The 27,000-nt window shown below is 49.6% G+C and carries 19 protein-coding genes and 1 pseudogene; 9 read left to right on the top strand and 11 right to left on the bottom strand.

Annotated features, from left to right (window positions below; genetic code table 11):
* Nucleotides 1-4: 4 nt before the first annotated feature.
* Entirely contained in the window at nt 5-1,924 is a 1,920-nt protein-coding gene (locus IPJ88_18610) for a vanadium-dependent haloperoxidase (GenBank protein ID QQR90124.1), read from the top strand.
* Nucleotides 1,925-2,019: 95 nt separating this feature from the next.
* Here the strand turns inward: IPJ88_18610 and IPJ88_18605 are convergent, their stop codons facing one another.
* Nucleotides 2,020-3,108, bottom strand: a complete 1,089-nt coding sequence (locus tag IPJ88_18605) for a hypothetical protein (GenBank protein ID QQR90123.1) — start codon at nt 3,106-3,108, stop codon at nt 2,020-2,022.
* Between the two features lie 331 nt (nt 3,109-3,439).
* Here IPJ88_18605 and rpsB point away from each other — a divergent pair, with 331 nt between their 5' ends.
* From rpsB to frr, 4 genes are all read left to right on the top strand, one after another.
* Nucleotides 3,440-4,357 (top strand): 30S ribosomal protein S2, encoded by a 918-nt coding sequence (gene rpsB, locus IPJ88_18600; protein QQR90122.1) that lies wholly within the window; start codon nt 3,440-3,442, stop codon nt 4,355-4,357.
* Nucleotides 4,358-4,380: 23 nt separating this feature from the next.
* Complete coding sequence (gene tsf / locus IPJ88_18595) at nt 4,381-5,058, top strand: translation elongation factor Ts (protein QQR90121.1); 678 nt, start codon at nt 4,381-4,383, stop codon at nt 5,056-5,058.
* Nucleotides 5,059-5,273: 215 nt separating this feature from the next.
* Nucleotides 5,274-6,011, top strand: coding sequence for a UMP kinase (locus IPJ88_18590; GenBank protein QQR90120.1), 738 nt, complete (start codon nt 5,274-5,276; stop codon nt 6,009-6,011).
* Nucleotides 6,012-6,018: 7 nt separating this feature from the next.
* Entirely contained in the window at nt 6,019-6,576 is a 558-nt protein-coding gene (gene frr, locus IPJ88_18585; protein QQR90119.1) for a ribosome recycling factor, read from the top strand.
* Nucleotides 6,577-6,613: 37 nt separating this feature from the next.
* Here the strand turns inward: frr and IPJ88_18580 are convergent, their stop codons facing one another.
* Nucleotides 6,614-7,858 (bottom strand): hypothetical protein, encoded by a 1,245-nt coding sequence (locus IPJ88_18580; GenBank protein ID QQR90118.1) that lies wholly within the window; start codon nt 7,856-7,858, stop codon nt 6,614-6,616.
* Nucleotides 7,859-8,009: 151 nt separating this feature from the next.
* Between IPJ88_18580 and IPJ88_18575 the strand changes: the two genes are divergently transcribed.
* Nucleotides 8,010-8,684: a metal-dependent hydrolase gene (locus IPJ88_18575; protein ID QQR90117.1), complete on the top strand. Its 675-nt coding sequence runs from the start codon at nt 8,010-8,012 to the stop codon at nt 8,682-8,684.
* A 47-nt stretch (nt 8,685-8,731) separates the two neighbouring features.
* Here IPJ88_18575 and IPJ88_18570 read toward each other — a convergent pair whose 3' ends face one another.
* The 4 genes from IPJ88_18570 to IPJ88_18555 all read right to left on the bottom strand — a co-directional run bounded on the left by IPJ88_18570 (nt 8,732) and on the right by IPJ88_18555 (nt 18,047).
* Nucleotides 8,732-9,361 (bottom strand): BamA/TamA family outer membrane protein, encoded by a 630-nt coding sequence (locus IPJ88_18570; GenBank protein ID QQR90116.1) that lies wholly within the window; start codon nt 9,359-9,361, stop codon nt 8,732-8,734.
* A gap of 1 nt (nt 9,362) precedes the next feature.
* On the bottom strand, nt 9,363-10,664 hold the full coding sequence (locus IPJ88_18565; GenBank protein QQR90115.1) for a hypothetical protein: 1,302 nt from the start codon (nt 10,662-10,664) through the stop codon (nt 9,363-9,365).
* Nucleotides 10,665-10,835: 171 nt separating this feature from the next.
* Nucleotides 10,836-15,047, bottom strand: coding sequence for a translocation/assembly module TamB domain-containing protein (locus IPJ88_18560; protein ID QQR90114.1), 4,212 nt, complete (start codon nt 15,045-15,047; stop codon nt 10,836-10,838).
* A 114-nt stretch (nt 15,048-15,161) separates the two neighbouring features.
* Nucleotides 15,162-18,047, bottom strand: coding sequence for a PD40 domain-containing protein (locus IPJ88_18555; GenBank protein ID QQR90113.1), 2,886 nt, complete (start codon nt 18,045-18,047; stop codon nt 15,162-15,164).
* A 161-nt stretch (nt 18,048-18,208) separates the two neighbouring features.
* Between IPJ88_18555 and IPJ88_18550 the strand changes: the two genes are divergently transcribed.
* Nucleotides 18,209-19,138 carry a DUF4388 domain-containing protein gene (locus IPJ88_18550; GenBank protein ID QQR90112.1) on the top strand — a complete coding sequence of 310 codons (930 nt, stop codon included), beginning with the start codon at nt 18,209-18,211 and terminating at the stop codon, nt 19,136-19,138.
* Between the two features lie 9 nt (nt 19,139-19,147).
* On the opposite strand, the gene IPJ88_18545 is transcribed toward IPJ88_18550, so the two are convergent.
* The 4 genes and pseudogenes from IPJ88_18545 to IPJ88_18530 all read right to left on the bottom strand — a co-directional run bounded on the left by IPJ88_18545 (nt 19,148) and on the right by IPJ88_18530 (nt 22,834).
* Nucleotides 19,148-19,474, bottom strand: a complete 327-nt coding sequence (locus IPJ88_18545) for a PilZ domain-containing protein (GenBank protein ID QQR90111.1) — start codon at nt 19,472-19,474, stop codon at nt 19,148-19,150.
* 5 nt (nt 19,475-19,479) lie between these two features.
* Complete coding sequence (locus IPJ88_18540) at nt 19,480-21,030, bottom strand: Rne/Rng family ribonuclease (GenBank protein ID QQR90110.1); 1,551 nt, start codon at nt 21,028-21,030, stop codon at nt 19,480-19,482.
* A gap of 155 nt (nt 21,031-21,185) precedes the next feature.
* Complete coding sequence (locus IPJ88_18535; protein QQR90109.1) at nt 21,186-22,001, bottom strand: OmpA family protein; 816 nt, start codon at nt 21,999-22,001, stop codon at nt 21,186-21,188.
* Between the two features lie 518 nt (nt 22,002-22,519).
* A pseudogene (locus IPJ88_18530) lies at nt 22,520-22,834 on the bottom strand (hypothetical protein).
* Between the two features lie 250 nt (nt 22,835-23,084).
* Between IPJ88_18530 and IPJ88_18525 the strand changes: the two are divergent.
* Together IPJ88_18525 and IPJ88_18520 are read left to right on the top strand one after the other, a co-directional pair.
* Nucleotides 23,085-24,044, top strand: coding sequence for an FHA domain-containing protein (locus IPJ88_18525; GenBank protein ID QQR90108.1), 960 nt, complete (start codon nt 23,085-23,087; stop codon nt 24,042-24,044).
* Nucleotides 24,045-24,066: 22 nt separating this feature from the next.
* A complete protein-coding gene (locus tag IPJ88_18520) occupies nt 24,067-25,041 on the top strand; it encodes an FHA domain-containing protein (GenBank protein QQR90107.1) in 975 nt (324 codons plus the stop codon).
* A 473-nt stretch (nt 25,042-25,514) separates the two neighbouring features.
* Here IPJ88_18520 and IPJ88_18515 read toward each other — a convergent pair whose 3' ends face one another.
* Nucleotides 25,515-26,936 carry a hypothetical protein gene (locus IPJ88_18515; protein ID QQR90106.1) on the bottom strand — a complete coding sequence of 474 codons (1,422 nt, stop codon included), beginning with the start codon at nt 26,934-26,936 and terminating at the stop codon, nt 25,515-25,517.
* Between the last annotated feature and the right edge of the window lie 64 nt (nt 26,937-27,000).

The raw sequence follows: 27,000 nt of genomic DNA, 5'->3' as shown, positions 1-27,000 counted from the left end.
TGCGATGCAGCAGACGAGCAAACGAACGTTTTTTTACGACAGCAACCAGTCAGCGGCGCGCAACTGGAACGAAGCTTTGCTAGCAGCGATTCGCATTGATTTGGCTCGCCCGACCGTTCATGCGCGCAATCTCTTTCATTCTTCAGCCATGATGTACGATCTTTGGGCTATTTACGACGAAGTTGCGAAGCCGTTTTTCCTAGGCAACCCCGTCGGTGGATACAGTTGTTCCTTCAGCTCTGACGATAGAGTAAAACTTCAGAAAAGCAGTAGCGATATCGACGCTGATCGCGCAAAAGCGATTAGCTATGCCATGTACCGCTTGCTATCACATCGTTTCAGCAACTCTCCGAACACAGTGCTAACGCAGGAGACCTTGGATTCGCTTATGGCGGCGCAAGGCTACGACACTGAATACTATTCACGTGACTACAGCGGCGGTGATGCTGCGGCCTTGGGATTGTACTTAGCCAATTGCGTGATTGAGTTTGGTCTTCAAGATGGCTCCAATGAACAAGAGGGCTACGCCAATCAATACTATGAACCAGTCAACGAAGCGCTCAACCCAACCGTCTCGGGTAATGCAACACTATCCGATCCAAACCATTGGCAGCCTTTGGCTCTGGATACGGCCATTGACCAAGCAGGTAATCCGATTGTGGGACAATCACCCTTTTTAGGTGCCGAATGGGGAGCTGTCGTGCCCTTTGCGTTGCGGGATAACGATTGTGCCAATCATGAACGTGACGGTTTTAGCTATCGTGTCTGTCACGATCCCGGGCCTGCCGCGTGGCTGCAAGGGCCCGATGCCGTTGCTGAAGACTACATCTGGGCGCATTCGTTGGTCGCGTTGTGGTCATCGCATCTTGATCCAAGTGATGGTGTGATGTGGGACATTTCACCTCTGAGCGGTGGAAACACCGAAGCTCTGCCAACCGACATGCAAGACATGCGGAACTTTTACGACGCAGAAGAAGGGGGGGTGCTAGAGCAGTGGCATGCGTTGAATCCCTATACGGGGCTTCCCTACGAAGCGCAGATCGTGCCGCGCGGCGATTACACGCGCGTGCTTGCTGAGTTTTGGGCGGACGGTCCGGCTTCCGAGACACCTCCCGGGCATTGGTTTACCATTGCCAATCTCGCTGTGAGTGATCATCCTGCCTTTGAGCGTCGCTACAAAGGCGAGGGCGAGGTCCTGAGCAAGCTTGAGTGGGACGTGAAACTCTATTTTATGCTGGGCGGCGCTGTGCACGATGCCGCGGTCTCGGCATGGGGCATCAAAGGTTGGTACGACTATGTTCGTCCGGTGTCGGCGATTCGCTACATGGCTTCATTGGGCCAAAGCACGGATCCCAAGCAAGCGAGCTACCACGTTAATGGCCTTCCGTTGATCGCGGGTAAAATTGAAGTGGTGGGGCTGGGCGATGAACTTGCAGAGGATCAGGGCGAGCATGTCGGCAAGCTGAAGCTCTATGCTTGGCGGGGTCCAAACGAAATCATTGATCCGGATAGTGATGACGCCGGCGTCGGTTGGATCTTGGATGAAAACTGGTGGCCCTATCAGCGTCCCACCTTTGTGACGCCACCTTTTGCAGGATATGTCTCAGGTCATTCCGCTTTTTCAAGAGCTGCTGCTGAAGTACTGACCACGATCACTGGTAATGAATTCTTCCCCGGCGGCATCGGTGAGTTTGTTGCGCCTAAAAATAATTTTCTTGTCTTTGAAGAGGGCCCTAGTATGGATATCACCTTGCAGTGGGCCACCTATCGAGACGCTTCGGATCAAACCAGTCTCTCACGCATTTGGGGAGGTATTCATCCACCGGTCGACGACATCCCCGGGCGCCGCATCGGAATACGCATCGCTCAAGATGCTGTTGAACTTGCAGATGCCTATTTTCGTGGTGTAGCTCCAAGCCCTTAGCGGGGCTCTCGCAAGACGTTCTATCGCCGTCAGATCGCAGTTCCGTGGATACCATCTGCGCCACGTTGTGTTTCTTTGCGGGTCGATTGGATTAATCAGTTGCCAAGATGGGAGAAATGAAATTCGAGACCTGCGCGACCTTGCGCATCGTAGTACCCATCAAGCTGATGACTCAAGCCGTCTATCGTTTGTTCTTGGAAAGAAATACCGTTGTTGGTGAGGAATTCTTTAAGGCCACCGGGAGCTAGCCAGTTGCCATACCAAGGGTTATCCGCTGTGCCGTAGACCACACGAATTCCAAGGCCAAAGTCTTTGATGGCTTGCACTTGATCGACGGTGGGCCTGAACTCGGCAATGTCGTCCGGCGCAGCGTTGGCACCAAGTCCGGCGGCATAGGAGACTGCGCTGGCAAAGCAAGCTGGATACGTCATGGCAAGCCGCAAAGAGCCATGTCCTCCCATCGAAAATCCTTCAATGGCGCGCCCTGCACGGGAAGCCACCGTGCGGAATTTGCTATCGACGAAAGGAATGAGCTCCGTCATGATCATGGTTTCACTCTTGTAGTCGCCTTGATCTGAATAGAATAGTGCTTCGGCACTAGCTGTTGCGTCTTTACGGCCACCGTTAGCAAAAACAACAATGGCCTTGTCGGCTAAAGCAGAGACGCTGGCGGTTCCTTCGATTAGGCTATACAAGTTTTCTTTTGTGAGCAGTTCATTGCTGCTGTTGTCGGAAAACCAGCCCAAGTAGTTCCACTCCTGGCCGCTGATGCCGTGCAAGAAATAAATCACCGGGTAATCTTGGTTTGAGCTCTCGTAATCCGGCGGTGTGTACGCAACGAAGGCAACGGGACGATTCATCGATGGGCTTGTAAAGCAGTAGCGCGCCATGCTGCCATCACGGATGGTCGGCGGCAGCGAACCTGACACGTAGTATTTGACCTCCCCAGGATCGGAGCCGCTAGGACAGCTTACTTCGGTGGGAGCGGGCGCGGTCGTGTCCACCGTGGCGCAATCACTGAGTGCGTCAAAATTTCCATCGGAACTTGAGCTACCATCGCTAGTGTTTTGGCTGCTAATATCGTCGCTCGTGCCAGCGTCGCTAGTCGTGCTTTGGCCCGAAGTGCCGCATCCGCCAAGAAGCACTAACGTCGAGAAAGAAAACGCAGATAGGTTATCAAGCATAAGACTCCTAAGATTAGTCAGTGTGACATGGGATATCACTGGCTGCTACCGACAGCAACTGGCCCATCTCTTTGGGCTGGCTGTTTTTAGGCTACAAAATGCCAAATTTGGCATGAAAACAGGTATAATTATGCCAGGTTTGTCGTACTTGGCGCTCGGGCCGGGTCGTGCTATACGCCCGAGCGCAGTTCACAATGAACCGCCGTGGCTCCCTCACTCGAAAGGCGGCCGCGTAATTACACACATTTTCCGGCTCAAACGTTTGTTTTGGTGCTTTGCATAGCAAAGTGGGCAGACGAGGAAAGTGGAGGAACAACCAAGGAGAGCAAACATGACCGAAACAACTCATACCAATCCAGAAAACCAAAGCGACGCCATTGAGCTTCGTGATTTAATTGATGCAGGCGTTCATTTTGGTCATCAGACCCGACGCTGGAATCCCAAAATGCGCAACTTCATTTATGGGGCGCGCAATGGCATTCACATCATTGACCTCGATCAAACGGTCGATCGCTTTAACAAAGCTTATCGTTTTGTAACCGACGCGGTGGCTCGCGGCGGTCATGTGCTTTTTATAGGCACCAAGCGCCAAGCGGTGGATATTATCGTCGAAGAATCGGCACGCGCGCATCAGTTTCATGTCACCGGGCGCTGGCTTGGCGGGACACTCACCAACTTTCAAACGGTCAAGCGTAGCATAGAGCGTTTGTTGGAGCTTGAGCGAGTGCTTGAAGACGGTAGCGTAAGTTCGCTGACCAAGAAAGAACTGCTTGGTTTGGATCGCGAACGCGAGCGTTTGGAGAAGTACCTCGGTGGTATCAAGCGCATGAACGGCTTGCCTTCAGCACTGTTTATCATTGATCCAAATCATGAGCACATTGCTGTACGCGAGGGCCGAAAGCTCGGTATTCCGATTGTGGCCGTCGTCGATACCAACTGTGATCCCGACTTGATTGACTACGTGGTACCTGGCAACGATGATGCTATTCGCTCCATCAAACTCATCGCTGGTAAGATTGCAGATGCCTGTCTTCTTGGCATGCAACGCCGTCGTTCGCACCTTCAAGGCGAAGGCAGTGAGGGCTACCAAGTGGGTGGCCAAGCAAGCAGTGGCGATGTGCCGGTAGAGTTTTCTCGTAGTCGTCGTTCAGCGGCTCCTTCGGCCGATGTTGCGCCTGAAGCTTCAGCTACTCCAGAGGGCGAAGTGTCCGGTGCTCTAGCCACAGACGATTCAAAAGATTCAAACTAGAAAATAGGACAAGGGGATTAAGCATGGTGGAAGTTACCGCAACAATGGTTAAAGCGCTTCGAACACAAACGGGCGCAGGCATGATGGATTGTAAACACGCATTGGTTGAAGCGCAGGGCGATGATAAAAAAGCGGCCGAGATCATCCAAAAAAAGGGACTAGCCAAAGTCGCAAAAAAAGCAGGTGCGATTGCAGCCGAAGGCGTGGTGCACGCGTACATCCACCCAGGTAGCCGCGTTGGTGTGCTCGTTGAAATCAACTGCCAAACGGACTTCGTGTCGCGCAGCGATGAGTTCAAAGCCTTGGTAGAAGATGTGGGTCTTCAGATTGCCTCGATGTCGCCTGAGTTTGTGCGTCGTGAGGACATCACCGAAGAAGCCATTGCATCTCAAAAGAAGATCTTTCAGGGCCAAATTGAGGAAGAAGAGGCTGCAAGTGGTAAAAAACGCCCCGAACAGGCCGTGGCTAAGATTCTTGAGGGTAAGCTCAACAAATGGATGAGTGAAGTTTGTCTTGTTGATCAGCCCTCGATTCGTGACGAAGAAGGTCGCAGTATCCAGCAGCTCGTCGAAGCACTCACGGCCAAGATTGGTGAAAAAATCTCGATTCGTCGTTTTGTGCGTTTTGAGCTTGGCGAAGGCATTGAAAAGAAGCAAAGTGACCTCGCCGCTGAAGTAGCCGACACTCTAAAGTCATCCTGACGGAACTAACCATTTCGGAGCCGTGAAACATATCATGTTGCGAGATTTTTCTAGGCACGAGCGCGCCTACAGGGGTGAGGAAAATGGTACTTATGTACCTACCGAGTGGGCGCTAGCCCGTTTGGTATACGAGCCCCGATGCCGAAAGCCGCGGATAGGAAAAGCTCGCAACATGCTTCCAGAAGTCCTCTAAATAGAAATAAGGAATAAATATCATGACCGTAGCCTCTACTCTTAGACATAAACGCATCATGCTTAAGCTGTCTGGGGAGGCTTTGTGTGGCAAGGTTGGCGGTTTTGGTGTGGACCCGACCACACTGAGTAACATCAGTAAAGAGATTGCGGATGTGCACCGTATTGGCTGCCAAATAGGCATCGTCATTGGCGGAGGCAACTTCTTTCGTGGCTTGCGCGGTAGCGTGGATGGCATGGATCGGACCACCGCCGATTACATGGGCATGCTCGCTACGGTGATCAACGCCATGGCGTTGCAGGATAGCCTGGAAAAGATCGGCGTAGGCACGCGGGTGCTGAGTGCGCTTGAGATTCGCGAAGTAGCCGAAAGCTACATCCGGCGACGCGCCATGCGGCATATGGAAAAGGGCCGTGTGGTAATTTTTGCAGCTGGCACTGGCAATCCTTATTTTTCAACAGATACCGCCGCAGCGCTTCGCGCCATGGAAATCCAAGCTGAGATGTTGTGCAAAGCCACCAAAGTTGAAGGCGTGTTTGATAAGGATCCTGCCAGGCACGATGATTCAAAAATGTTTAGGCGCCTGAGTTACGATCGCTTTTTACAAGAACGTATGGGTGTGATGGATCAAACGGCGGTCACTTTATGCCGGGATAATAAGCTGCCTATTCGAGGGTTTGCGCTAGGTGTATCCGGCAACATCATGAGGGTTGTCATGGGCGAAGAAATTGGTACGCTCGTCACGGAACAAGGAGATTAGTGCCTTTATGATCAACGAGACCCACGACCAACTTCAAAAAGACATTGAAAAAGCACACGAAGCCTTGCGGCGTGAGCTTGCAAAGCTGCGCACTGGCCGTGCAAATCCTGATTTACTTGATTCCATTCGCGTGGATTATTACGGCTCCCCCACGCCGCTAAGCCAGATGGCCAACATCGGTGTGCCCGAGCCTCGCATGTTGACGGTGCAACCGTGGGACAAATCACAAATCAAAGCAATAGAAAAAGCGATCATGGAATCGGGCCTGGGTCTGAATCCTCAAAACGACGGTGAGTTGATTCGCTTACCCATGCCTCAGCTCAACGAAGAGCGTCGCAGAGAGCTCGTGAAGTTTGCAAAAAAGTTTGGTGAAGATTGCCGCGTTTCAATTCGTGCCGCTCGCCATGCGGCCAAAGACACACTTGAGACTCTCAAAAAAGAAAAAGAAGCCGGCGAAGATGAAGTCGAACGCGCGCAGAAAAAAGTCGAAGAAATCGTGCAAGCTGGCACCTCCAAAGTCGACGATATTGTAGCTCGAAAAGAAAAAGACATTCTCGAGGTTTAGAAGCAGCTGTGTGTATCGCTTGATTTCAAGTACAGCTTTATTGTTTTGGAGGCGATGCGTTGCTGAGGCCATCGAAGCTTACGATGGCTTGGTCGCGGTGCATGAGGTAGCTGTAAATTCGGTCCGATGGCGCTATCCAAGCCTCGTCGCTTCCTGCACTCCCGTAATGGCTATCTGCGTAGTTCAGTACGGCTATGACCTTATCGTTGTGCCCGCCATGGGATAGTGTGTTGTACCAGAAATGATGCTCTGAGTCCGCGTTTGCTGACATCCAATCAAACATGTCAGTGATGAGAGAGACACTATCTTCAATACGATAGTCACGACTGACTGCGGTATCAAAACTGAAGGCTTTTGCGGTTACAGAGCCTTGGCTGTAGTCGGTTTCGCTATCCGTAATGTACGGTACTTCTAAATTGCCGCTTTCATTAAACTGAAGATAGATCGGCGTGCTGGTGAATCCTGTGCGGTCTGTGCCATGGTCTCGCAAATCCGCGACAATGCCTTGGTACTGTCCCAAAAAACAAGGTGCAGCGACAGCAATGGGCTTGTAGGTCGGGTTGTTGGACTGAGCGATGATTTCAAGTAGGCGTTGGTTTTCACGCAACACTTCCCATTCCAAGTCGGCACTGTCATTGCAAGAGGATGCCGGACCCCAGCCGTGATTGCCTATTCCCCATTCCAATTCGCTAAGTTCTTTTAGACCTGTCACGTAGTTGTTGTTTGAAGGGTCGGTTCCGCTTGAGGCATCCACAATCCAGTATTCAGTTCTGCTATCGTCAATGAGTTCGCCAATCATGAACACCGTTGCCTGGTAGCCGAGCTCTTTATAAGCATCCACCGACTCCGTATACAAGGAGTTGTCGTCAAAACCTTGCGACCATGCCCAGCGTTTGTCGTCATAAAGCGGGGCAACTTCAAAGTCACCAAAGCCGGCAGGGTTAGTAGCGTTGGCAACATAGACCTCGAGAGCGCTGGCCTCTGTGGTGACAATAAGCTTCTGGAGGTCGGCTTCATAGCGGTGAGGTATCGCGACGCCGTCGGCGAGTACAATGGCAGAGGTGATTGTGCCCACGTCGATGATCAAAGTAAGGTCGTGATAGTACAGATTAGGCAAAGCTGAACGATCGAGCGAATAGCGCAAAAGCTGATAATTGGCGTCCTCGCTCGAATCACTGTCGCCAGCGTCGGGGTTCGAACTGGAAGGTTTCGACTCACCAGAACCACATGCTGCAAGGACTAGAAAAATAAGTCCGTCCAGCAAAATCCGTGACTTGCTCATGGCAGTAAGCATAGCCTGGAACCGTTGTTTTGGCACGAACAAGCGTTGTTAGCAGAGTCGTCCGTTTCAAGATCTGTTGCTTTTCGTTCTAGAACTTTTTTCGCTCAAAAAGCTTTTTTGAGCAAAGCCTTTGACTTACAATGTGTGCGTTATGTTTATTGGTCATTATGCAGTTGCTTTTGGCGCCAAGCGTTTCTCTCCCCGAGTATCGCTTGGAACCGCATTTATTGCCTGTCAGTTGCTTGACCTTATTTGGCCTCTGTTTGTGGTGTTGGGCATGGAGCAGGTTGAAGTGGACCCAAGCATTAAAGGTCTGAGTCCCTTAAGGTTTAGTCATTATCCCTGGTCCCATAGTTTAATGTTTACTTTACTCTGGTCGGCGCTTTTTGCCTCCCTGCTGTACCTTGCAAAGAAGCAATGGCGTGTTGCACTGGTGATGGCTGCAGTTGTTAGCAGTCATTGGCTGCTTGATTTACTCACGCATCGTCCCGACTTGCCGTTATGGCCTTCAGGACCAAAGTGGGGCTTAGGCTTATGGAATTCACCGATTCGGGCAACTCTAATTGAACTTGGCATGTTTATCGCCGCGGTCCTGCTGTATGTCGATGTCATGCTCAAAGAACTCACAAAGGGGCGCCGCTGGGGTCTTTTTGCTTTGATTGCTTTTCTGTTGGTTGTTTATGGGCTGAATCTTTTTGGTCCAAAACCTTCGGCCGGTTTATCTCCGCAAGCCATTGCCACGCCTGCTTTTGCCCTGTGGCTCTTGGTCCCCTGGGCCTATTGGATAGAGTCGAAACCAAGAGTTGTTCATTCCGACAGGGTATAGTTTCAATCTTGCAGTGCCGGTGTGTCGTAGTAACAGCTAGAAATTGCTCAGAAAGCTTGACCGATGGTGAGATGAAACACGAAGGGGCCACCGCGTGTTCTTGGCTTGGCGTCTGAATCAAGATCGCTTATGCGCTGATCGGTTTTTGCAAGGACTTGAAGACCGGGAAGCTGCCATGCAAAATCCGCGCGTAAAGCACCGACCAGAGTGAAATAACGTAGGCCAAAACCCGCTGAGGTTTGAGGGTGATCAAAACGGAAATGCTCTTTTCGGCTCACATCCCCCCTGTCACTGAACAAAACAACTCCGAAGTCATTTAGAAGTGGGACTCGTAACTCAAGCGATGCTTCCCATCGACGGGTACCGCCTTCAAGGCCATCGCCCAGTCGTCCCGGAAGGTAGCCGCGGTTGCTACTAGCCCCGCCACCGCGCAGGCGGTAGTCCCGTGGCCCCAAGCCTTGACTAAGGGGATCAAGTCTTGATGCTGCGCGGTCAATGAAAAGCATGCCGAGTGCGAATTTCGCGGCAAGCGTGATCCGCCAGGGTAGTGGAAGATAGACTCTCGCGTCCGTTAGTGCGCGTACATAGTCCCAGTCAGACGGGAGAAAGAACCCTGCTTCGTTTAGGGTAAGTTGGAGGAATGCTCCGCCATGTGGGCGTTGAGGATCATCGCGCAAATCAAGTCGTATGATTTGCTCGGGGAAAGGTCAGCATGGAATCGGAAGGTGGAGCAGTGCCATCAAAGCGCTCCTCTCCGGAGGGCACAAAATATAAACTGTTACGGAGTGCAAAGCGTGTGAACAATATCCCCTGAAGAAAAGAGCGTTCAAGTGCGAGCTCTGTGTCGATACGGTGTCGAAAGAAAAAGTCGTAGGGGTCTGGGCCATAGGAGTGTGAGGCGTTGGCGATGCCGGTGGTCCTTGCTTCGAGAAAACCGGGCTGCCGAAGTTCGGTTTGAATCGTGTTACCAAAGCGAGGTGTTTCCGGGCCGGGAAAGCGCTGTTGAAAAATCATGCGTGGCTGATCCTCGATGGTCAATTCACGCATTCCCCCCAAAAGGTTGCGATGACGATAGCGTCCAAGTAAATGAACATCCCACTGCGGAACGCTGATTGACTCACTTGGGGTATCTATTTGTCCCCCTTGAACACCGAAGCCAAACGCGACACTCTGTTCTCGTGCAGGGGTGACTTGAATATGCACGTCAACGGATTTTCCTTTCTCGGGAATCTGGAGTTCTATCGTGACCGCGGAGAACGGTCCTAGCTCACGAATGGCACGTTGAGCATCGTGAAGTGCTTTATTGTCGTAGCGCGAACCTTTCTCTATTCCAGCGGCGGCACGAATTGGCGCTTGTGGCAGGTATTTTGCCCCGCCGATGCTTACTTTGCCGAAAACGCATATGGGTCCGGGCTCGATTTCGAACACGACCCACGCTTTGGCTGCAATTCGGTTGATTCGCGCTTCACGTTTGATTTCAGCACGTGCGTAACCATGATGTCCTAAAACATTTCGCATAGCCTCGCTGCTCTCGTCGTAAAAAGCTTCGTCGAAACCATCGCCTGTTTTTAGGAGTAACGCTTCAAAAAGTTCTGAACGAATTTTAGGTGGCAGTTTTTCTAGACCGCGAACGGCAATCTCTTGAATTATCGTTTGTATTCCTTCCTCGATCACGAAGGTGATTTCGACTTCGCACCCTTCATTATTGCTAAGGCGTTGGCATATCGGATGATCGTTGTTGGACTCTAGAATGTCTTCCTGACTGGCTTGACTAGGTGTGACGCGAATATCTCTCACTTTAGTGGAATGAAAACCTCGTGCCGCATACCAACGTTCAATTCGCTCGCGGTCGCGTTGCATGGCGATGCGATCGTACAGAGGCCACTTGCTCCATGGCCATGAGAAGAGCTCAAGACGTGGCGTCTGCTCATCAAAAGGAGGCTCCCCGCAACTTTGCGAAGGTGAAAATCCGAAAACCAAGGAAAAGCTGTCGCGCTCTTTTGTTGCTAGGCAAGAGGCAAGCGCTCGCGCGTTGATTCTTTTTGTGCCTTCAAATTTGACTTCCTTTGTGCCGTACCGATCTGCTGGTAGATGGGCGCAGTTGCTTGCGAAAAATACGGCGCAAGTCAGAAAAAAGACCTTGTCTCAAGATCATGGCTCCCATAGTAAATCCAAGGACCAGTTGTCAGGTTGCGTGTAAGTTGCGCTGCTAAGTAGGTCATAAGGAAAGAAAAGTTCGAGCAAAAAACCCGCTCGAGCGCTCTGTTCGCGCTCCCCACCTGAGACTGAGCCTTCAACGTATATTCCTCGAATCACGTTTTGCCAGGCTTTGGGAAGCAGGTTGTCAGCTTGGTAACCAATTCTCAAACGTGTGCTTTCAGCATTTCCTCCTGAATCCAGAGAAATGATCGGAAAGCTTTGCCCAAACTCTTCTCGAGCAAGTGTGCCAATTAACCCAGCGACCATACCTCCTAAAGCAGATTGTGCTTGAGCGCCAGCGGATTGAGCCTGCTCAGAACTTGAGCGTTGTGTGCCCACCAGTTGGGCAATAGCCTGAGATTCTGTGGTGACATTCGGATCGTCACTTGTGAAGCGAAGCTGTGGTGTATCGAGGTATCCACCAATGTGGACGGTGATTTTCGTGCCTGAAGGTATGCGGTACACCGCTTTGAGGTCCAGCTTTGGATTGATTGGCGATGCACCCGCAAAAACGATTTCTCCCGAATTAAAATCAAAAGTTTTGCCAAGCAAGGCGATAAAACCACGCCGGACCTCAATAGGGCCTTTCAGTAGTGTGGTGCCATTTTGTTGATTGAGCTTAATATTAGCTAGAAGTTGAACTGCGAGATCGTTTCGTCGTACCCAAAAAGGAGTCGAGGTCCTGACGTTGATAACCACACTTTTTCCGTGGTAAATCGATGTTTCTTCACTCTCCTTTACTTGCATGATCGGTGCGGTTGACGATTGAAATCCTTTTTGATTTTCGTAAACCACCTGCTTGTGCTGAGGAAGATCTTGTACCTTCTGTCCCAAGCGCTCGGACAAAAAAATATCGAGTTTTTCTGGAACAACATTCACAACAACAGGCGAAGATTTTAGATTACCTTCTGCTTTTATTTTGCTGGTGATGGTGGCAAGCATGATGCCTTCTCGTCGTACAGGAAATTTATCTGTCCTAAGCTCAGCGTTGAAGGTGGTGGGATGCCATTGCTTGTGATCGAGTTGCGCGTTGAGGAGCAAGCGACCGTTTTGTGATGAGGTGCGCAAATCGTGTATGCGAATTGCTTTCGGATTAACACTAATCCGTCCGCCCACGTCGCTGAGTCGAAAGTAAGGGTCCAACCATACCAAGCTGACTCGATCGAAAGATAGCTCCCCTCGAAGATCCACAGCGGTATTGTGTGCCCTTGAAGCCAGCAAGTTTCCACTCACTGTTCCTTTCCCGGCTTCGATGGATGTTGCAACTGCAGAAACAAGCGCCACCGGAAACTTATGCAATGCCAGTTTTGCTTGGACTGCGCCCGATCCTAAGCGTAGATTAGCTTTGCCAAGTGTTCCGGCAAGAGGTCCATTGATTTCTGCATTGAGTATACTATTTCGTTCTTGGCTTAGCGAAAATTCTGAAGAAAGCTTTTTCGCATTGAGGTGAAGTTTTAGTTTCAGATCAAGGAAATTTGAGTCTTCCAGATGCAGATCTGTGCTTGATAGTTGAGCTTGAATTTCGGGATGTGTGCCAAGTACATCGCGTCCGTCAAGATGGCCATTCAAAGAGCCTTTGAGATGGTGGCAAATGAAGGGGATTTGACCGAGGTTTAAGGCGGTGATCTTTGCTGTAATGTCCGCTTTAGGCAATCGTTCGGGCAGGCCATGCTGCAACCATCGATCCACATCGCTTTTGATCTTTGCCTGGGCACTTAAAAAAGTTTGATTCTGTATTTTGCTTTGTAAATTGATCTCTGTTTTATTGTCTTTCAACTGAACGTTTATCGCCAAGGCTGCCCTGGCCTGCTCTAAGCACCGTTCTTCTGTACCACTAGCATCATCCCAGTTGAACTCTGCATCGATGATGCCATGCGCTGGACTTTGCTCGCCTCCTTCAAAATTTGCTTGGATTCGTGAGCGTATATCCTCTGTTGTTTGCAAAGGTGTTTTGCGTAGGTCTCTCCAGGGGCTTTGTATCTGGATCTGCCATGGTCTGCGAAGAACATGTTGGTAGTCTGTATGTTTGACTAGTTTTTCGAAAGTAGGTCGCGCAGAAGCTTGGACTGTGATCAATGAATTGAGCTCATCGTGAAGGAGTTGGGTTTCTATATTGAAAGGTGGAGAAGCGGCGATCGAAACATCATGCAGGCGCACTGATCCTTCGATTCGAGGACTTTGGATCCTTCCTGAAAATCGGAGTGAGGATCTCAGCGTCCCGGAGATTGCTGTTTCAAGCTTCGCGATACTCGCCAGCGTTTGAAGGTTAAGTTCGTCAATGTCGATAGAAAGCTCAGACTCACTTCGTAAGCTATAGTAACCTCGAAGACTTGCTTGGATTCCAGCAGCTCTCACTTGTATCTCGTCTGCTTGAAATTTTCCTTGAGGATGCCAACGGGTGTTGTCGAGTCGTATTACCAGGGGTCCATCCACGAGCCCATCGATATTAATGTTTCCGTTAGCGGTGATTGATTCGTCTTGGTTGATCTGAGCGCTCAGAGAAGCATTGAGAGGTACTTTCCTTCCTTCTTTACCCAAGGTCCCACTTGCGCGAACTTCATAATTCCCAGGCTTATTCGTATTAATGTCTAAGTTAAGTCGTTTTAGTTTTCCTTGTGCAATGTGTGCTTCGCCAAGAGAAGCCTTGATGTCGATCTGCTTGACGCGGCCACGCTTGAGCCCGAATTTGAGCTTACCTTGGGCATGTAGCTCCTTGAGCTTGGTCTTTTCGAAGACTAAGTGATCGATTGCTATTTCACCGGAGGCTTCAAGTTGTTTTTTTTCGGACATGCTTGCGCTTAGGTTGGCTTCAAGGGAAGCATCCAGTCCGGGCCATTTCTTCCTTAGCGCGCTGTCGCTTTGTGTGTTCTCAATTCGCGTTTGCAGCTTTGCCTCGAAGAGGCCATTTTTCCTAAAGACAGCACTGGCATGAAAATAGTCACTGCCTTGTTCAAACTCAGGCAAGTGAAAGTTTCTTATTCGAATCGCAGAGTCATTCAATAACAGCTCTGCTTCAGCGCGCGGTAAGTTCCATTTCTTATAGCGTGCTTTTTTTACTTTTAGATTGAGACGGGATGGCTTTTTAGATGCATCGGGTAGAGTATAATTGCCAGACATAGTCAGTGCGATTGTCGCATCACTTCCTTGAACAATTTTTTTCAGATCGAGACTCGCTGTTTCGAATTGAAAGGAAAGCTGTTTTTCTATCAAATGCGCGGTTGTGCTGATCTCCCCGCCGCGACTTAATAAGCGTGCATGAAGGCTCAGGTTTTTAGGACTGCCGTCTATGTCGGCTATCAGGCGAAGATTGCTTTTCAAAATGTTGCTTAGTTTCCCACTATCGAAGTGGTGCAGATCGCGTGGGATAACAGAAGCTTCAAGCGTAGCGTCGATTGCAGTCGGAAGGTCTTTTTTCCATAAAAAATTACCTGCAAGCTGCAACCGACTGGATCCCTGGATAACTCGCATTTGGATGGTGGATTTTTTATTGTCGTTGAGATGAACATTCCCCTCCAGTTGTATTCCTTCCAGGAAGATCTCTTTTTGCTTTGTGACGCCAAGTGCAAGATTTGCAATCCCGACATGCAATCCATCTGTGAGCGACAAAGAAAGTTGCAAGTTAATATTCACAAGTTCAAAGTCTTGAGGGGCATCAAAAACATAGCCATGCCGGAGAGTAAGAGTGGTAATACGTATTTCAGGACCGGGAGCGTTGTCCTCTTTAGGCGTAGAGCTTCGAGCTTCTAAAGCACGTTGAATCTCATATTCACCTTTTTTCTTTTTGAGCCCAAGCTTAGGTTGTTCGACAAGGACTTCGTCTAGGCGGATTTTGCCGAACAGAAGGGCGGCTATATCGACATTCAGCGTCAGTGCCTCCAGCTCCAGAGCTCGGTAGCCATCTTTGGTTTGCAGTGAAAGATTTTGGACTTTAAGGGTGTCAAGGCCATCAAAAGAGCATTTTGCAATGGAGACTTTTCCGGAAAGGCTTTCGTTGGCAAAGGCTTGAAGCTTTGAGCACACGAGATCTTGCCCGGTGGAGCTTTTCAGAAAAACCAATGCCATCAATACTAGGCAAAGAAAAAACGCAAACAGCGCTGCCATGCTGATAGCGGTTTTCCGAAGCCAGGCTCTGATTTGCATATGCACGCATAACATATGAGCCATTTGTGAACCACTTGTAACTTGAAGTATCCAAGCGGAAGTAGACAGTTTAGGCTGTCTTGATTGCGCATGCTTTACTCGCACGAACCACTGTTATGGGATTGTAAAAAATACCAACTAGAAGGGAAAGCCCAAGTTTAGATAGGGTTGGGTTTGAATAGGCCCAAGCATGCCTTGGGCAAGACCTGCTCGTAGGGTAAAATGCAGATAGTAGCCAAGGGTGAAATCAAGTAAGACTTCGCCTCCGACGCCGAGAAGAAAATTCCTAAAGTCAATGCTACCTAGAAAGGCGTTGCCAAGGTCAGCGTAAACAGAGGCGTAAACGCGGTTGGCGTAGATGGGAAGGGTCGATAAGCCTTGTTGGGTGCGGTAGATAAGAAAGCGGTATTCGTTTTGTAATAAATGAAACTGCGTGCCAACACGTGCAAAGGGTTTGTAGCCGCGCAATACAACGCCGCCCAAACTTGTTCCGTCGATCACAGCGTTCAGGACCGCTTGGGAAGGGAAGCCTCCCACGCCAAATACACTGCGGCCAGCAATATCACCGGTGCTAATGCCACCGCCGTAACGCAATGCCAGTACATGCTGCTTGAGCCAGGGCATGGTAATGAATTTCGAGGCACGCCAGGTTAAACTTACTGCTTCGTATTGGCTTCCTAAGGCGGGCGAAGATACGGAGACGTTAAATCCAATGCTATGACCACGGGATGCGCTGATATTGTAGATGTAGCGCTCGACGTTTGAATAACTCCAGCCTGCGCTGGTACGTGCGAGCAGTCCTAAACGAGGGAAAACAGGGTGCGGTGTATTGGGATCGAGTTTACCTTCAAAAGGCTCGGCGTTATCAATATAAGCAAAGGTCTGAGTTAAACTGATACTTTCGCTATGGAAGGTGCGTGGAAACACGTAGGCTAGTGTGAAATCAGCTCCGCTGCGGCTTTCGATCCAGGACTGACGTTCTCCTGCTACTTCAAGACCGCCACCAGGGTTTGCAAAACGATACAGTCCGAGATTAAAACGTGTTGGACTGCGTTGATACGCATAGCGAAAATCAACGGAGCTTTGAGCGTTTTGAAGGCTGACGCCTACCCGAGCATCGTAGGCGTGCCATTGAGCGACATCTTCGCCGTGAACATTGATACCAAGCTGCTGCCCAAAGCCATCGGGTTGTAAATCCAAGGTATAGGCTTGCGGAAGCAAGGTAGGAAAAGGCGAATAAGGTTCGCTAAAGGAAAAGAGAATGTCGCTATCGTCAATCGGTGGTGGCCGTTCGTTGACATAGGGTAAAGCTGGCCGAAAAGGCTTGTGCATGCTCAGGTGAAAGAGGTCAAAACCAAAGCTTGTATACCCGACATAAACAAGCTCTTTTCCGTTGGGTGATACGGTGGGCTGATACGCTCCACCGATAACATTGGTGACTTGCCACAGACTTCTATCGGCAACACGATAAGCATAGATATTCGCAATACCGCTTCTATCTGATGAAAAATACAATTGGCTGCCATCGGGCGACCAGCATGGACCGCTATCGACAGCCCGGTCATGGGTGATGCGTGTTCTGTGTTTTGTGGCGACATCGATGGTCCAGATATCGCGATAGCCTCCGCGACTCCATTGGCTGTAGGCGATTTGCTTTCCGTCGGGCGACCATTTGGGTGTGTAGATTAACTCCGACGGCTTGCTACGGATGAGGATTTTCTTGCTGCCTGTAAAATCATTAATCTTGGCAACGCCCAAGTGAGTTGTTCCGAGGCCGTTGATAGTAAACGCAAGACGATTGCCATCGCTTGATAGATCGGGGTCGCGGGCGCGCAAACCATGACTTATGCGAGTGCTTTCGTCGTTCTTGCGATCGTAAATAAAGAGGTCATACAAACGATAAATGTCCCGGTAGTTGTCGGTAGCGGTATATACAATCTGATTTTTGTCGGGATGAATGCTTAGGTAGGTTGTGCCAATGACTCGTGCAAGAACATCGCCTTCGGTCGCGTTGCTGAGCGAAATGTGGCGAAGATGTCCTCGCATGGTGTTGTTGCTCTCGTGGTAAATGAGCTCGTTGTTATCTAAAAACCGGGGGGAATTTGTGTCTTCCCCTTGGAAAGTAAGACGCCTTCCTTCAACCAGTCCTTGAGACTTAAGATCATTCAACTTGTTTTGATGCACTTTGCGCAAGTGATCGAGAAATAAGGCGTAGAGTTCTTCGAAGTTGTGTCCAGTTGCTCGTTTAACTGCCCTGTTGATCCCGTAGGGAATGGCTTGTCGACCGTAGTACGAAGTGATCTCTTGAAGTGCTTTGCGTCCGAAGTGCTCGTAGATAAAATTAACGAAATATGCACCATAGAGATACCAGCTTGTGCCGTGAGGCCAGCGATCTGCAATATGAGAAAGTTGGTCCAAATCCCACAGAGGAGCTTGACGTGCGTTCATGCGTAGGTACATGTCAAACATCGTGCTGCGCAACCGCCCGCCCGAGGTATGAAGGCTTTCTTCATTGACGGCGAGTCCTTCAATAAACCACCTTGGCTGTGCGTTGTTTGGAGAAACAATCTTCCCAAAAACAGTGTTAATGATTTTTGGTATCCCGCCGATTTGATCAAGGTGAAGAATATGCGTGTACTCGTGAATAATGAGCTCACTCAGCCAATCATCGTAGTCTCCCAAAGGTGAGATGTCCTCAGGTGCAGTCGCAAAAATCCGAATCGTGTTGTAAGGAAGAGCCGTTGCCGATCCATTTGCGCTGTCTGTTTCATCCGTGAGCACGATACGCGTTCGTTCGTGAGGTCGGTGAGCAATGAGGGGCGCTAAGATCTGATGCGCACGCTCGGCGACCACGGCGGCCCGGCGAGCAATCAGGCCTAGAGGTTCATAGTAGTTAATTTCGAAATGTTTTGTGCGAATTGTCTTCCATTGTAGGTGGGGATCTCGCACTTGCGCTTCGGCACCGCCCGGAAGGGCGACCAATAAGGCCGATCCCAGTAGGATAGCCAAAAAACACCAAATCATTTTATGCCGTTGCAACGCCAAAATCTCCGCTAAGGGCCATCGGACACAATACTTACACCCTCTTCTGCTTGTCACACTCTTGACCCCAACCCCTGCGGGCTTCTAACCTTAGTAAATAAGAGCAAAAACAGATAGTTCGCTATACGAGTAACCGATTGACCATGGCAAAAACGCCAAGTAAAAATTATGCCCTTCGTTTTATCTCCGGTAAGTATCAGGGAGGTGAAATGTTGCTTCCTCATGATCGTGAGGTTGTGATGGGGCGATCGAGCGAGCTTGATATGGTGCTTGTCGAAGACATGGTTTCTAGACGTCACGCCAAGCTTACCGTTGATGGCGAGGATGTCTACATTCAGGATCTTGGTTCAACCAATGGAACCTTTGTTAACGGCGAGAAAGTAAAGAAATCCAAACTTTCAGAAGGAGACCGTATCCTTATTGGTACCAGCATTATTAAGTTGGTCGACTTGGGAGAAGTCTCTGAAATTGATAGTTCGAAGGCACCCCTCAAACAAAGCATTAATGACGTGCGTGCCACAGCGCCTGTGCGCACGATGTCAGGGTCGATTGAAGAGATTCCTTTGCCTGACTTGCTGCAGCTGTTTTCGACTTCGAAAAAAAGCGGTGTATTAGCAGTCCGAGCTGGCAACAATGTGGGAAAAATCTATCTCGATAACGGTCAGATTGTGTTTACGTCGATCAACGACAACTTTGAAACCTCTCCTCTAAAATGTTTTTATCGCTTGCTCACTTGGACGCAAGGCATGTTTGAACTTGAGGCTGCCCACCAAGGTGAGTTTCCAACGCGTATGGAACAGTCTACCGAAGCTCTTCTCATGGAGGGCATGCGCCAACTTGATGAGATCAAGCGCATTGAGGGAGATATCCCTAGCCCGAATGCAACGCTTGCGCTTGTTCGGCCGATGCTGACACCGCTTAAAAACCTTGCTCCTGAGGAACTAGATATGCTTCAGCTGGTGATTAATCACCAAACCACTGAAGAAGTGCTGAATCACAGCGCGCATGATGACTTGCATACCTATCAGTCCTTGGCTCGGCTGATTAGCGGTGGCTATATCGTTGCGCAGTGAGCACCGCGCTTATTGGTGAGTGGTCAATAGCCGTTCAATCAGCTCCGAAGAGTAGCTGCTTAGTTTTGTGAACACCACGCCAACGCCTGGAGGGTCGTTTTGCACACGTACGACTTGGCCGATCCCTTCTATATTTTCCAAGCCATCGACCATCACCGTAAAGTTTAGATTTACTTCAGTTCCAACGGGGGGTGGATTATCAGAGCGAATAAACACACCGTGTTTGGAAATATTAGTAATGTACTCTTGGACAAACGAATCCAAAGAGCTGAACTCTTTGTTGATAGTTAGTCGTGCAGACTGCCTAGGGCCAGGTTTTGTGGACTGATGCGTCATCTTCTTTAACTTCCTGATAGATGAAACTGTTCCAGGTGATAATCTGTATGCGCTTTTGTTTCAATCTGCCTCGAATGCTTTTTCGAGACAAACTCAATCGCTGACTTTTCTTCGCGAGCAAGGCGATCGCAGATGGCAGGGTGTGCGTGAATCACAATCTTATAGCCAGGGATCCCGTCTTTTTCTCGGCCGATTTGACGAACAATTTCATGACAAATTGATGTTTTTGAGAGCAAATGGCCAGTTCCGTCGCAATAAAAACAAGCTTCATGAAGGGTACGTCCGAGTGATTCGCGCGTGCGCTTTCGGGTCATTTCCACCAATCCGAGCTCACTGATACGGATAGTCGTGGTTTTAGATCGGTCGCGTTTCAGAAACTTGGAAAGCGCTCGGTTGACTTTGTCTCGATGTGATTTGCGCTCCATGTCGATGAAATCGAGTACAATAAGTCCGCCAATATTGCGAAATCGCAGTTGATAAGCGATCTCTTTTGCGGCCTCTAAATTGGTTTGAAGAATGGTTTCTTCAACGTCACGGCCTTTTCCTGTAAAGCGACCTGTATTGACATCGATAGCAGTAAGCGCCTCCGCTTGGTCGATGATCAAATAACCTCCAGAAGGAAGTTGCACCTTACGGGACAGCGCGCGACTGATCTCATCTTCGATACCGTAGGCATCAAAGATGGGCTCTTTATCTTTGTAGACTTCGACATCACCCATGCGTTCGGGCATGAACGCCTGCATGAACTCAAGCAATCGCTTGTGGGCCTCTGGGCTATCAACGATAAGTTTTCCAACCTCTTCGGTGAACAGATCACGTGCCGCACGCAGTACGATATCAAGATCGCTGTAGAGCAGAGCGGGAGCGCGTTTGGATTTGCTTTTAGCCTCAACGACACTTTCCCAGGTTTTGACAAGATAGCCGACGTCCGCCTTGAGACGTTTTTTGGTAAGCCCCGCACCGACTGTTCGTACAATGAGGCCTCCAACTGGAGGCTTGAGGGCTTCAATCGATTCGCGAAGACGTTTGCGTTCTTCATCGTTGCCAATTCGTTTGGAAACGCCGATGTGGTCGACTGTGGGAAGATAGACAACATAGCGGCCCGGAAGAGAAACGTGACTCGTTACCCGGGCGCCTTTTGTGCTGATTGGGGCTTTCGATACCTGAACGACTATTTCTTGCCCTTCGCTCAGCACCTCTCGAATGGGTGTTTTGCGAGTTAGCCGTTGGAGCTTGCGTTTCGATGAGCTGCCTTCTTCCGTCGCATCACCATTTTCTTCACTTGCGGGGGATTCGCCGGATTCAAGCTTTTCCAGGCTGCCTTCTGGGATTAAATCTTCAACGTGCAAAAAAGCTGCACGATCAAGGCCCACATCGATGAATGCGGCTTGCATACCAGGTAAGACCCGGGTGACTTTGCCTAAGTATACATTGCCTACCGGGCTACGCTCACTTTGTCTTTCAACATAAAGCTCAGCAAGGAAACCTTCTTCGATGAGCGCTACGCGGGTTTCGCCAATGCCCACATTGATGGCGAGAGTATTGTGATTTGACATGACTGTTTCTTTTTCATGTAGGAATGGAGTTCGAGTGTGCCCGACGGCCCGTCTTTGCCGAAAGAACCCGTCTTCCGAACTCAGATGACCTGGATTCAGTCATTTCTGAGCTCAGAAGCAAAAAGAGTTCTTTGCGATGTGATGGACCAAGAGAATTACTTCTCTAAACCTTCCAGGCTGGAGAGATCGGGAAGCTCATTGAGTTGTGGCATCAAAACGATCTCAATACGTCGATTCTTTGCTCTCGATTCTTTGCTATCATTAGGCGCGACTGGTTGCGTAAAGGCGTAACCAGCTGCAGATAACATTTGTCTGTCCATACCACTGTTAACCAGAAACTTGAGGACGTTTACTGCACGAGCGGTTGACAGTTCCCAGTTAGACGGAAAACGAGCAGAACGAATCGGCACGTTGTCTGTGTGACCGGTGATTTGGAATTCACGGTCGTTGATGGTCTTAAGAACCTCTGCGACTTTCGCTAAAGTCGCTTCGCCGTCCTTCTTCAACACCGCTTTGCCGGAGTCAAACAAGATCCCTTCTGGCAACTCGACGACCATGCGATTGCGTACGATACGCACGCGCAACGCACCGGATGCAATCATGGACTTGAAACGCTCAAGCATGTTGCGAAATGTTGCTAGCCGCGCCTGGGCCTGTTTTTCTCGTTCGCTGAGCTTTTCCACAGTGCTTTTGAGGCTGCCTCGCTCCTGTTCCAACTGCTCGACGTTTTCTCCAAGTTCTTTCAACCGGCTTGCCATGGTTGCGTTTTTGGCCGCAACGTCATTCAACCGGGCTTCGAGATCTTCGCTGCGTGATTGAGAATCTTTGAGTTGTGTTTCTAAATCATTGATTCGAGCTTGCTTGGCTTGCATTTCTTCTTCGGAATAACCGCAGCCAATTAAGGCTAAAAGAACAACAACGCCTGTAAAAGTCGTACTTAGACGGGTGTTCTTTGTAAAAGCGCGCTTCATATCTCCCCCTTTTCGTGGGACTGGCTCGGTCTAGAGCCAGGGTGTTTTTATCCTGCGGTAGCTAAAAAAGGGCTTCTATATATAGCATCAATGGTTTTGCTCCCGATCGTAAGCAAAGCTTAGAAGTCGCCCCTATCCTGCCAACGCAAGTGGTATCTTTTTGCTTGATAGGCTGGAGAATGGAGCTGTGTCAACCATTAGTGATCTAAAAAGCCTGCTTTGGCCTAACTTTCTCAACGGTTTCACATACATGTATGACCATATAAAAAAGCTGTTTATTAACAATGTGTTGCAAGAATTTCATGCCAGTCATTGGTAAAATATCGATAAGTTATATATAAATTAACGGTGTTTTGAACTTGACACAAAAAGTGGCATTACAATACGCTGCTTTATATGTAGTCTCTAGGCTCGGTCGGGTTGGGGTCTGGAGATAACGAAAAAAAACCCCCGGCTCGGAGGAGAGTCCGCATGGCGACGAAGAAAAAGACCAAGAAAAAGGCAAGCGGACGAAAGACGACGGCTCGCAAGAAGAAGACAACTGCAAAGAAGTCTAAAGCTAGGAAAACCACAAAGAAGCGCAGCACCAAAAAGAGTGCAACCAAAAAGCGCGCAACCAAAAAGCGTGCAACTAAAAAGCGCAGCACCAAAAAGAGTGCAACCAAAAAGCGCGCAACCAAGAAGCGTGCAACTAAAAAGCGCAGCACCAAGAAGCGTGCAACCAAAAAGAGTGCAACCAAAAAGCGCGCAACCAAAAAGCGCGCAACTAAAAAGCGCAGCACCAAGAAGCGTGCAACCAAAAAGAGTGGTTCTAAAAACGCGGCTCAAAAAAAAAGGCCTCTAAAAAGAAGGCCGCACCGGTAGTTATGCCTCCCGGTTTGGGTCCGTTGACTTCTCCTTTCTAAAATGTCTAGCCGGCAACTAGCCGTGCGAGCGTCTTATTAGGAATGTCAAAGAAAAACCGCCCTGTATATGGGCGGTTTTTTCTATTTAAAGCGGTTGAGCAGAGGGTCCAAATTGCCTTTTCGTTGACGCTTGTCGTGGTTTGCGCCTACAATTGAAACAATTTTTACTTGAGATCGAATGCTGGAACACGAAATCGGTGTCGTATGTGGACAATGTGACACATACAGTGCAATGGACAAAGCAAGCTGTCCTCAATGCGGATCCGCCCTGGATATTAATCCTATATCAGGTGATTCATCACAGCAGGAAATACAGCAAGGTCGTGGTGTGTTAGATCAGGAGGGAAGGATGGAGCAGGCGCGTCATTATGTATGTCCTCGGTGCTCGACCCCAGTGCCATCGGGGCATAAGTTTTGTGGAAACTGTGGAGCGGAAGTTCCGGTACCGGTTCAGCAGATGCAAACGGATTATTTTGGTGCCATGCAGGTTCCTGGTAAAGCACGGTTACTTGTTGTTCGTGGTCAGGAAGGTATTGAGGGTGTTAGCTATGGCTTAAGTTCCGATACACACGGTGTCGGAAGCGTCAACGGTCAGATCCTTTTTCCGAATGACAACTGGGTCTCACCTACCCATGCAACTTTTTTCTATGATCAAGGCAAACTTTGGGTACGTGATGAGGGCAGCATCAATGGTGTATATCTCCGCGTTCGCGAACCGGTGCCTGTAACGACAGGAGATTATTTTCTTTGCGGCGAGCAAGTTTTCCGTATTGATCATATACCAAGCGATCAAGCTGGCCCCGACTCCGACATGACGTATTTCTACGTCTCGCCGAAACGACCGAGTGCATTCCGGGTTGTGCAAATTCTCGAAGGTGGATTGGAAGGCATCGTCTATTGTGCGCGAGGCAATCAAGTACGCATTGGTCGAGAAGATAACGATCTTAATTTTGCAGAAGATATTTTTATGTCAGGAAACCATGCCATCGTACAAATGGTATCCGATGGTAAGTTTTCTTTGGTTGACAACAGTTCTAAAAACGGCACCTACATTCGTCTGCGCGATAAGCAAGAGCTACGGCACGGAGATTACGTTTTTATTGGTCATCAACTGTTGCGTGTGGAGCTTACGTCTTAAACGCCATCCGAGGAGGCTCTAAGTGGTTATTTGCAAACGATGTAACAAAGAAAATCAAGAGCATTATAAGTTTTGTCTAGGATGCGGTGCAGAGCTTCCAAAGCAAGAGGGTAGCGTTCAAAAGGATTTTAAGGTTCCTACTCCACCTTCTGGTTTTAGTCCTGCGGCTGCGTCTGGCATCCCTCCCCAAGCTTCGGTGAGTCCAGCTCGCGCAGGGACCGATCGTCCTGGTGTGACTGCCACGCCTGTGGTGTGTCCAGGGTGCAGTGCCAATGTTCCGGCGGGCTTTCGCTTCTGCGGTGGCTGTGGGCATCCGATTGCCGAGGCTTCGCTTCGATCGATGCCAGTGGTCTCATCCGCATCCGAGGCATCGTTAGTGTTAATCCGGCCTGATGGCTCCGACGGTGAATCTTTTGTACTCGACTCCGATACAGCCACAGTCGGCCGCAAAACAGGATCAATTTTCGGAAACGATTCTTATCTTTCGCCGATGCACGCAACCTTTACCCGTGGTGGCAGTGACGTGACCGTCACAGACGAATCGAGTCTCAATGGTGTGTTTTTGCGAATTACGCCCAATAGTCCAATCGAACTGGGCCATGGCGCTATGTTTCGCATTGGACAAGAAATCATTCGTGTTGAAAAGCGAGATGCAACAGCCGCAGCTTCTAGTGATGCTCAAATCATGGGAAGTCCTTCGGATGAGATGGTTGGGCGAATTCTCACGGTTGTTGGCCGCGATACGATTTCAGATGCCTTTCCTATTCCACGGGCAGGTCTTCATCTCGGCCGGGAACGTGGCGATGTTGTCTTTCCAGACGATGGTTACGTGTCCGGACTGCACTGCCGGTTACACGAAGAAGGTGGAAAGATAATGCTTACTGACGTTGGAAGTTCCAACGGCACCTACGTGCGCATTCCAAGTGGTGTGCCGGTAAGTGTCCAAAGCGGTGAACTGATGCTCATGGGGCAACAGCTGTTTCGTATCGTGTACTAGTGTTCGTTTAAAAAAGTCCTGAGCCACCGAGGCGCCGGGCTTTGCTCTAATGCCAAGGCGCGATGACGCAGGACTATCTCTTGATAATTCAAGGAATGGCAACGCAGGTAGCCGAGCAAAGAACAAGCCTAATGGCTCAGGGTTTTCTTAAACGAACACTAGAGATATTCCCTAGTGCCCTGATCCAAAGGCATGGATCAATCTCGCTGCTGCGAAGGCGAGATCTGGTGTATCAGAAAACCTTTTTCACCCTGCGACGAGTAGGTTTCAGGTATTGGTTTAGAATGCTTTGTTTCTAGGTCGTCACAAGGATAATCGGATTGGCTCTAGCGTTGGCGAAAACGAATATCGACGTTTCACATATTAGCTCAGGTTAAGAAGTGTATGGCCCACCCTTGAAAATGATTCGTCACCATTTACCGGGCAATTAAGTTTACTCAATCCTGAGCCAAAGACTCGAAACATCACGGCGCTTACGTGCAATCGGTATTTAATTTCATAAGCTGAGCCGCTCCCTGTAGGTTGACCAGAGTCATCCCGTAATACTGCCAGGGGAACAAGTTTCCCGCGTAACTTGAGTTATGTGTTTCCAAGGCACCCATAAACTCATCAAAATTTTTGTCATATCCTAGTGGCACTTCCCAGTTCATCGCTGTCAAAAGCGCATCAATTAACTGCGCTATTGAAAGGCGTGTTGAGTCGATACCAAATTGATCTTGTGCAACAAATCTCATGAGCATGTTTTCCAGCTCGATCAAAAATAAATCATTCAATTCAAGCAATACTGCTGCGATAGCGCATTTAGCTTCGTTCGGGAGCTCGATAAGACTCGATGATAATGCACGGGCGATGTTCGACATCAGCTGTTGTAGGGCCAGCAATGCTGAACTCTGACCGTCCGGGCCCATACCCGACTCGAGTGCTTCTTTATTCAAACGCAACGCTTCTTGAAGCAACTTCTGGAGCAAGGCCCGAAGCGCTTGGGCCGCAACCTCCGCACCTTGCTCTTTTGCAATCTTTTCAATTGCTCTGGCAATAGCTTCGGCAGCCGCTTCGGGATCATCAGGAAGCTCTAGCCCATCCAGCGCGCCGCCGGTTCCGCCCACAACCAATCCATCTGGGCCGTCTACAATGGCTCCTTCAACGCCCGGGACCGTGTAAGTCAGAGCGCTTGATCCACCGACTCGGGGTTCGATGCGAAAATAATTAATAGCTCCAATCGTCACGACAGCTACTATCGCAACGCCCGCGATGCACAGTCCGCTCGAAAGGCACGCCAGGATTGCACCCTGTCCGGCCGGAGTAGACATGGTAGCCATCAAAAATACCGAGCCGCCAAGCATCGCATCAAGACTTGGTAATTCTACAGATGCATCGGAAGAAAAGGCCCCGTTGTTGTCAGTCAAACAATTCCAATCAATTTTGTTGATGCTCTGCTCACTTGGATCGTAGCTTAGCCAAACCTTTTCAAACTCCTGAACGACCAAGCCCGCCTTTAAGTAGGGTGTGCTCGTGGGAAGACCAAAGGTATCGACTTTGCCCTGCATCGCCCAATAAGTGTGAAAGCCGGTGTGGTAGTCCGTGCCGTCTATACGCGAGGTATTGCAAACATGGAAAGCCGTACCCGTGTATTGCTCGCACTCATCGATACTGTACTCGGGAATCGTTTTTTGCTGGGATACAGCCAGCCTATCGAGAACCTCCATGCCGCAGCTCTGGCCCGGTCTTCCGATCGGATACGCCGTAAAGCCCGGCAGCGCCGTGCTGAGATCGACGCTTCCGTCAAGGTCGCTCGATGGGCTCAAGGAACATGCTGTAAGGCCCGGACCCCAAAAGGCCGCTAAGGGCAAAAGCACCGACGCAATCACTTGGGTAGGAAGGGTAGTTTTTTTCATGACATGGACTTTCAAAGGTTTATCTTGTTGGATTAGCAAAGCAAGAAGCATGCCCATGTAACGA

The organism is Myxococcales bacterium (genome assembly GCA_016699535.1).
Classification (GTDB): Bacteria; Myxococcota_A; Polyangia; order Polyangiales.
This window is presented reverse-complemented; position numbering and strand designations above follow the sequence as displayed.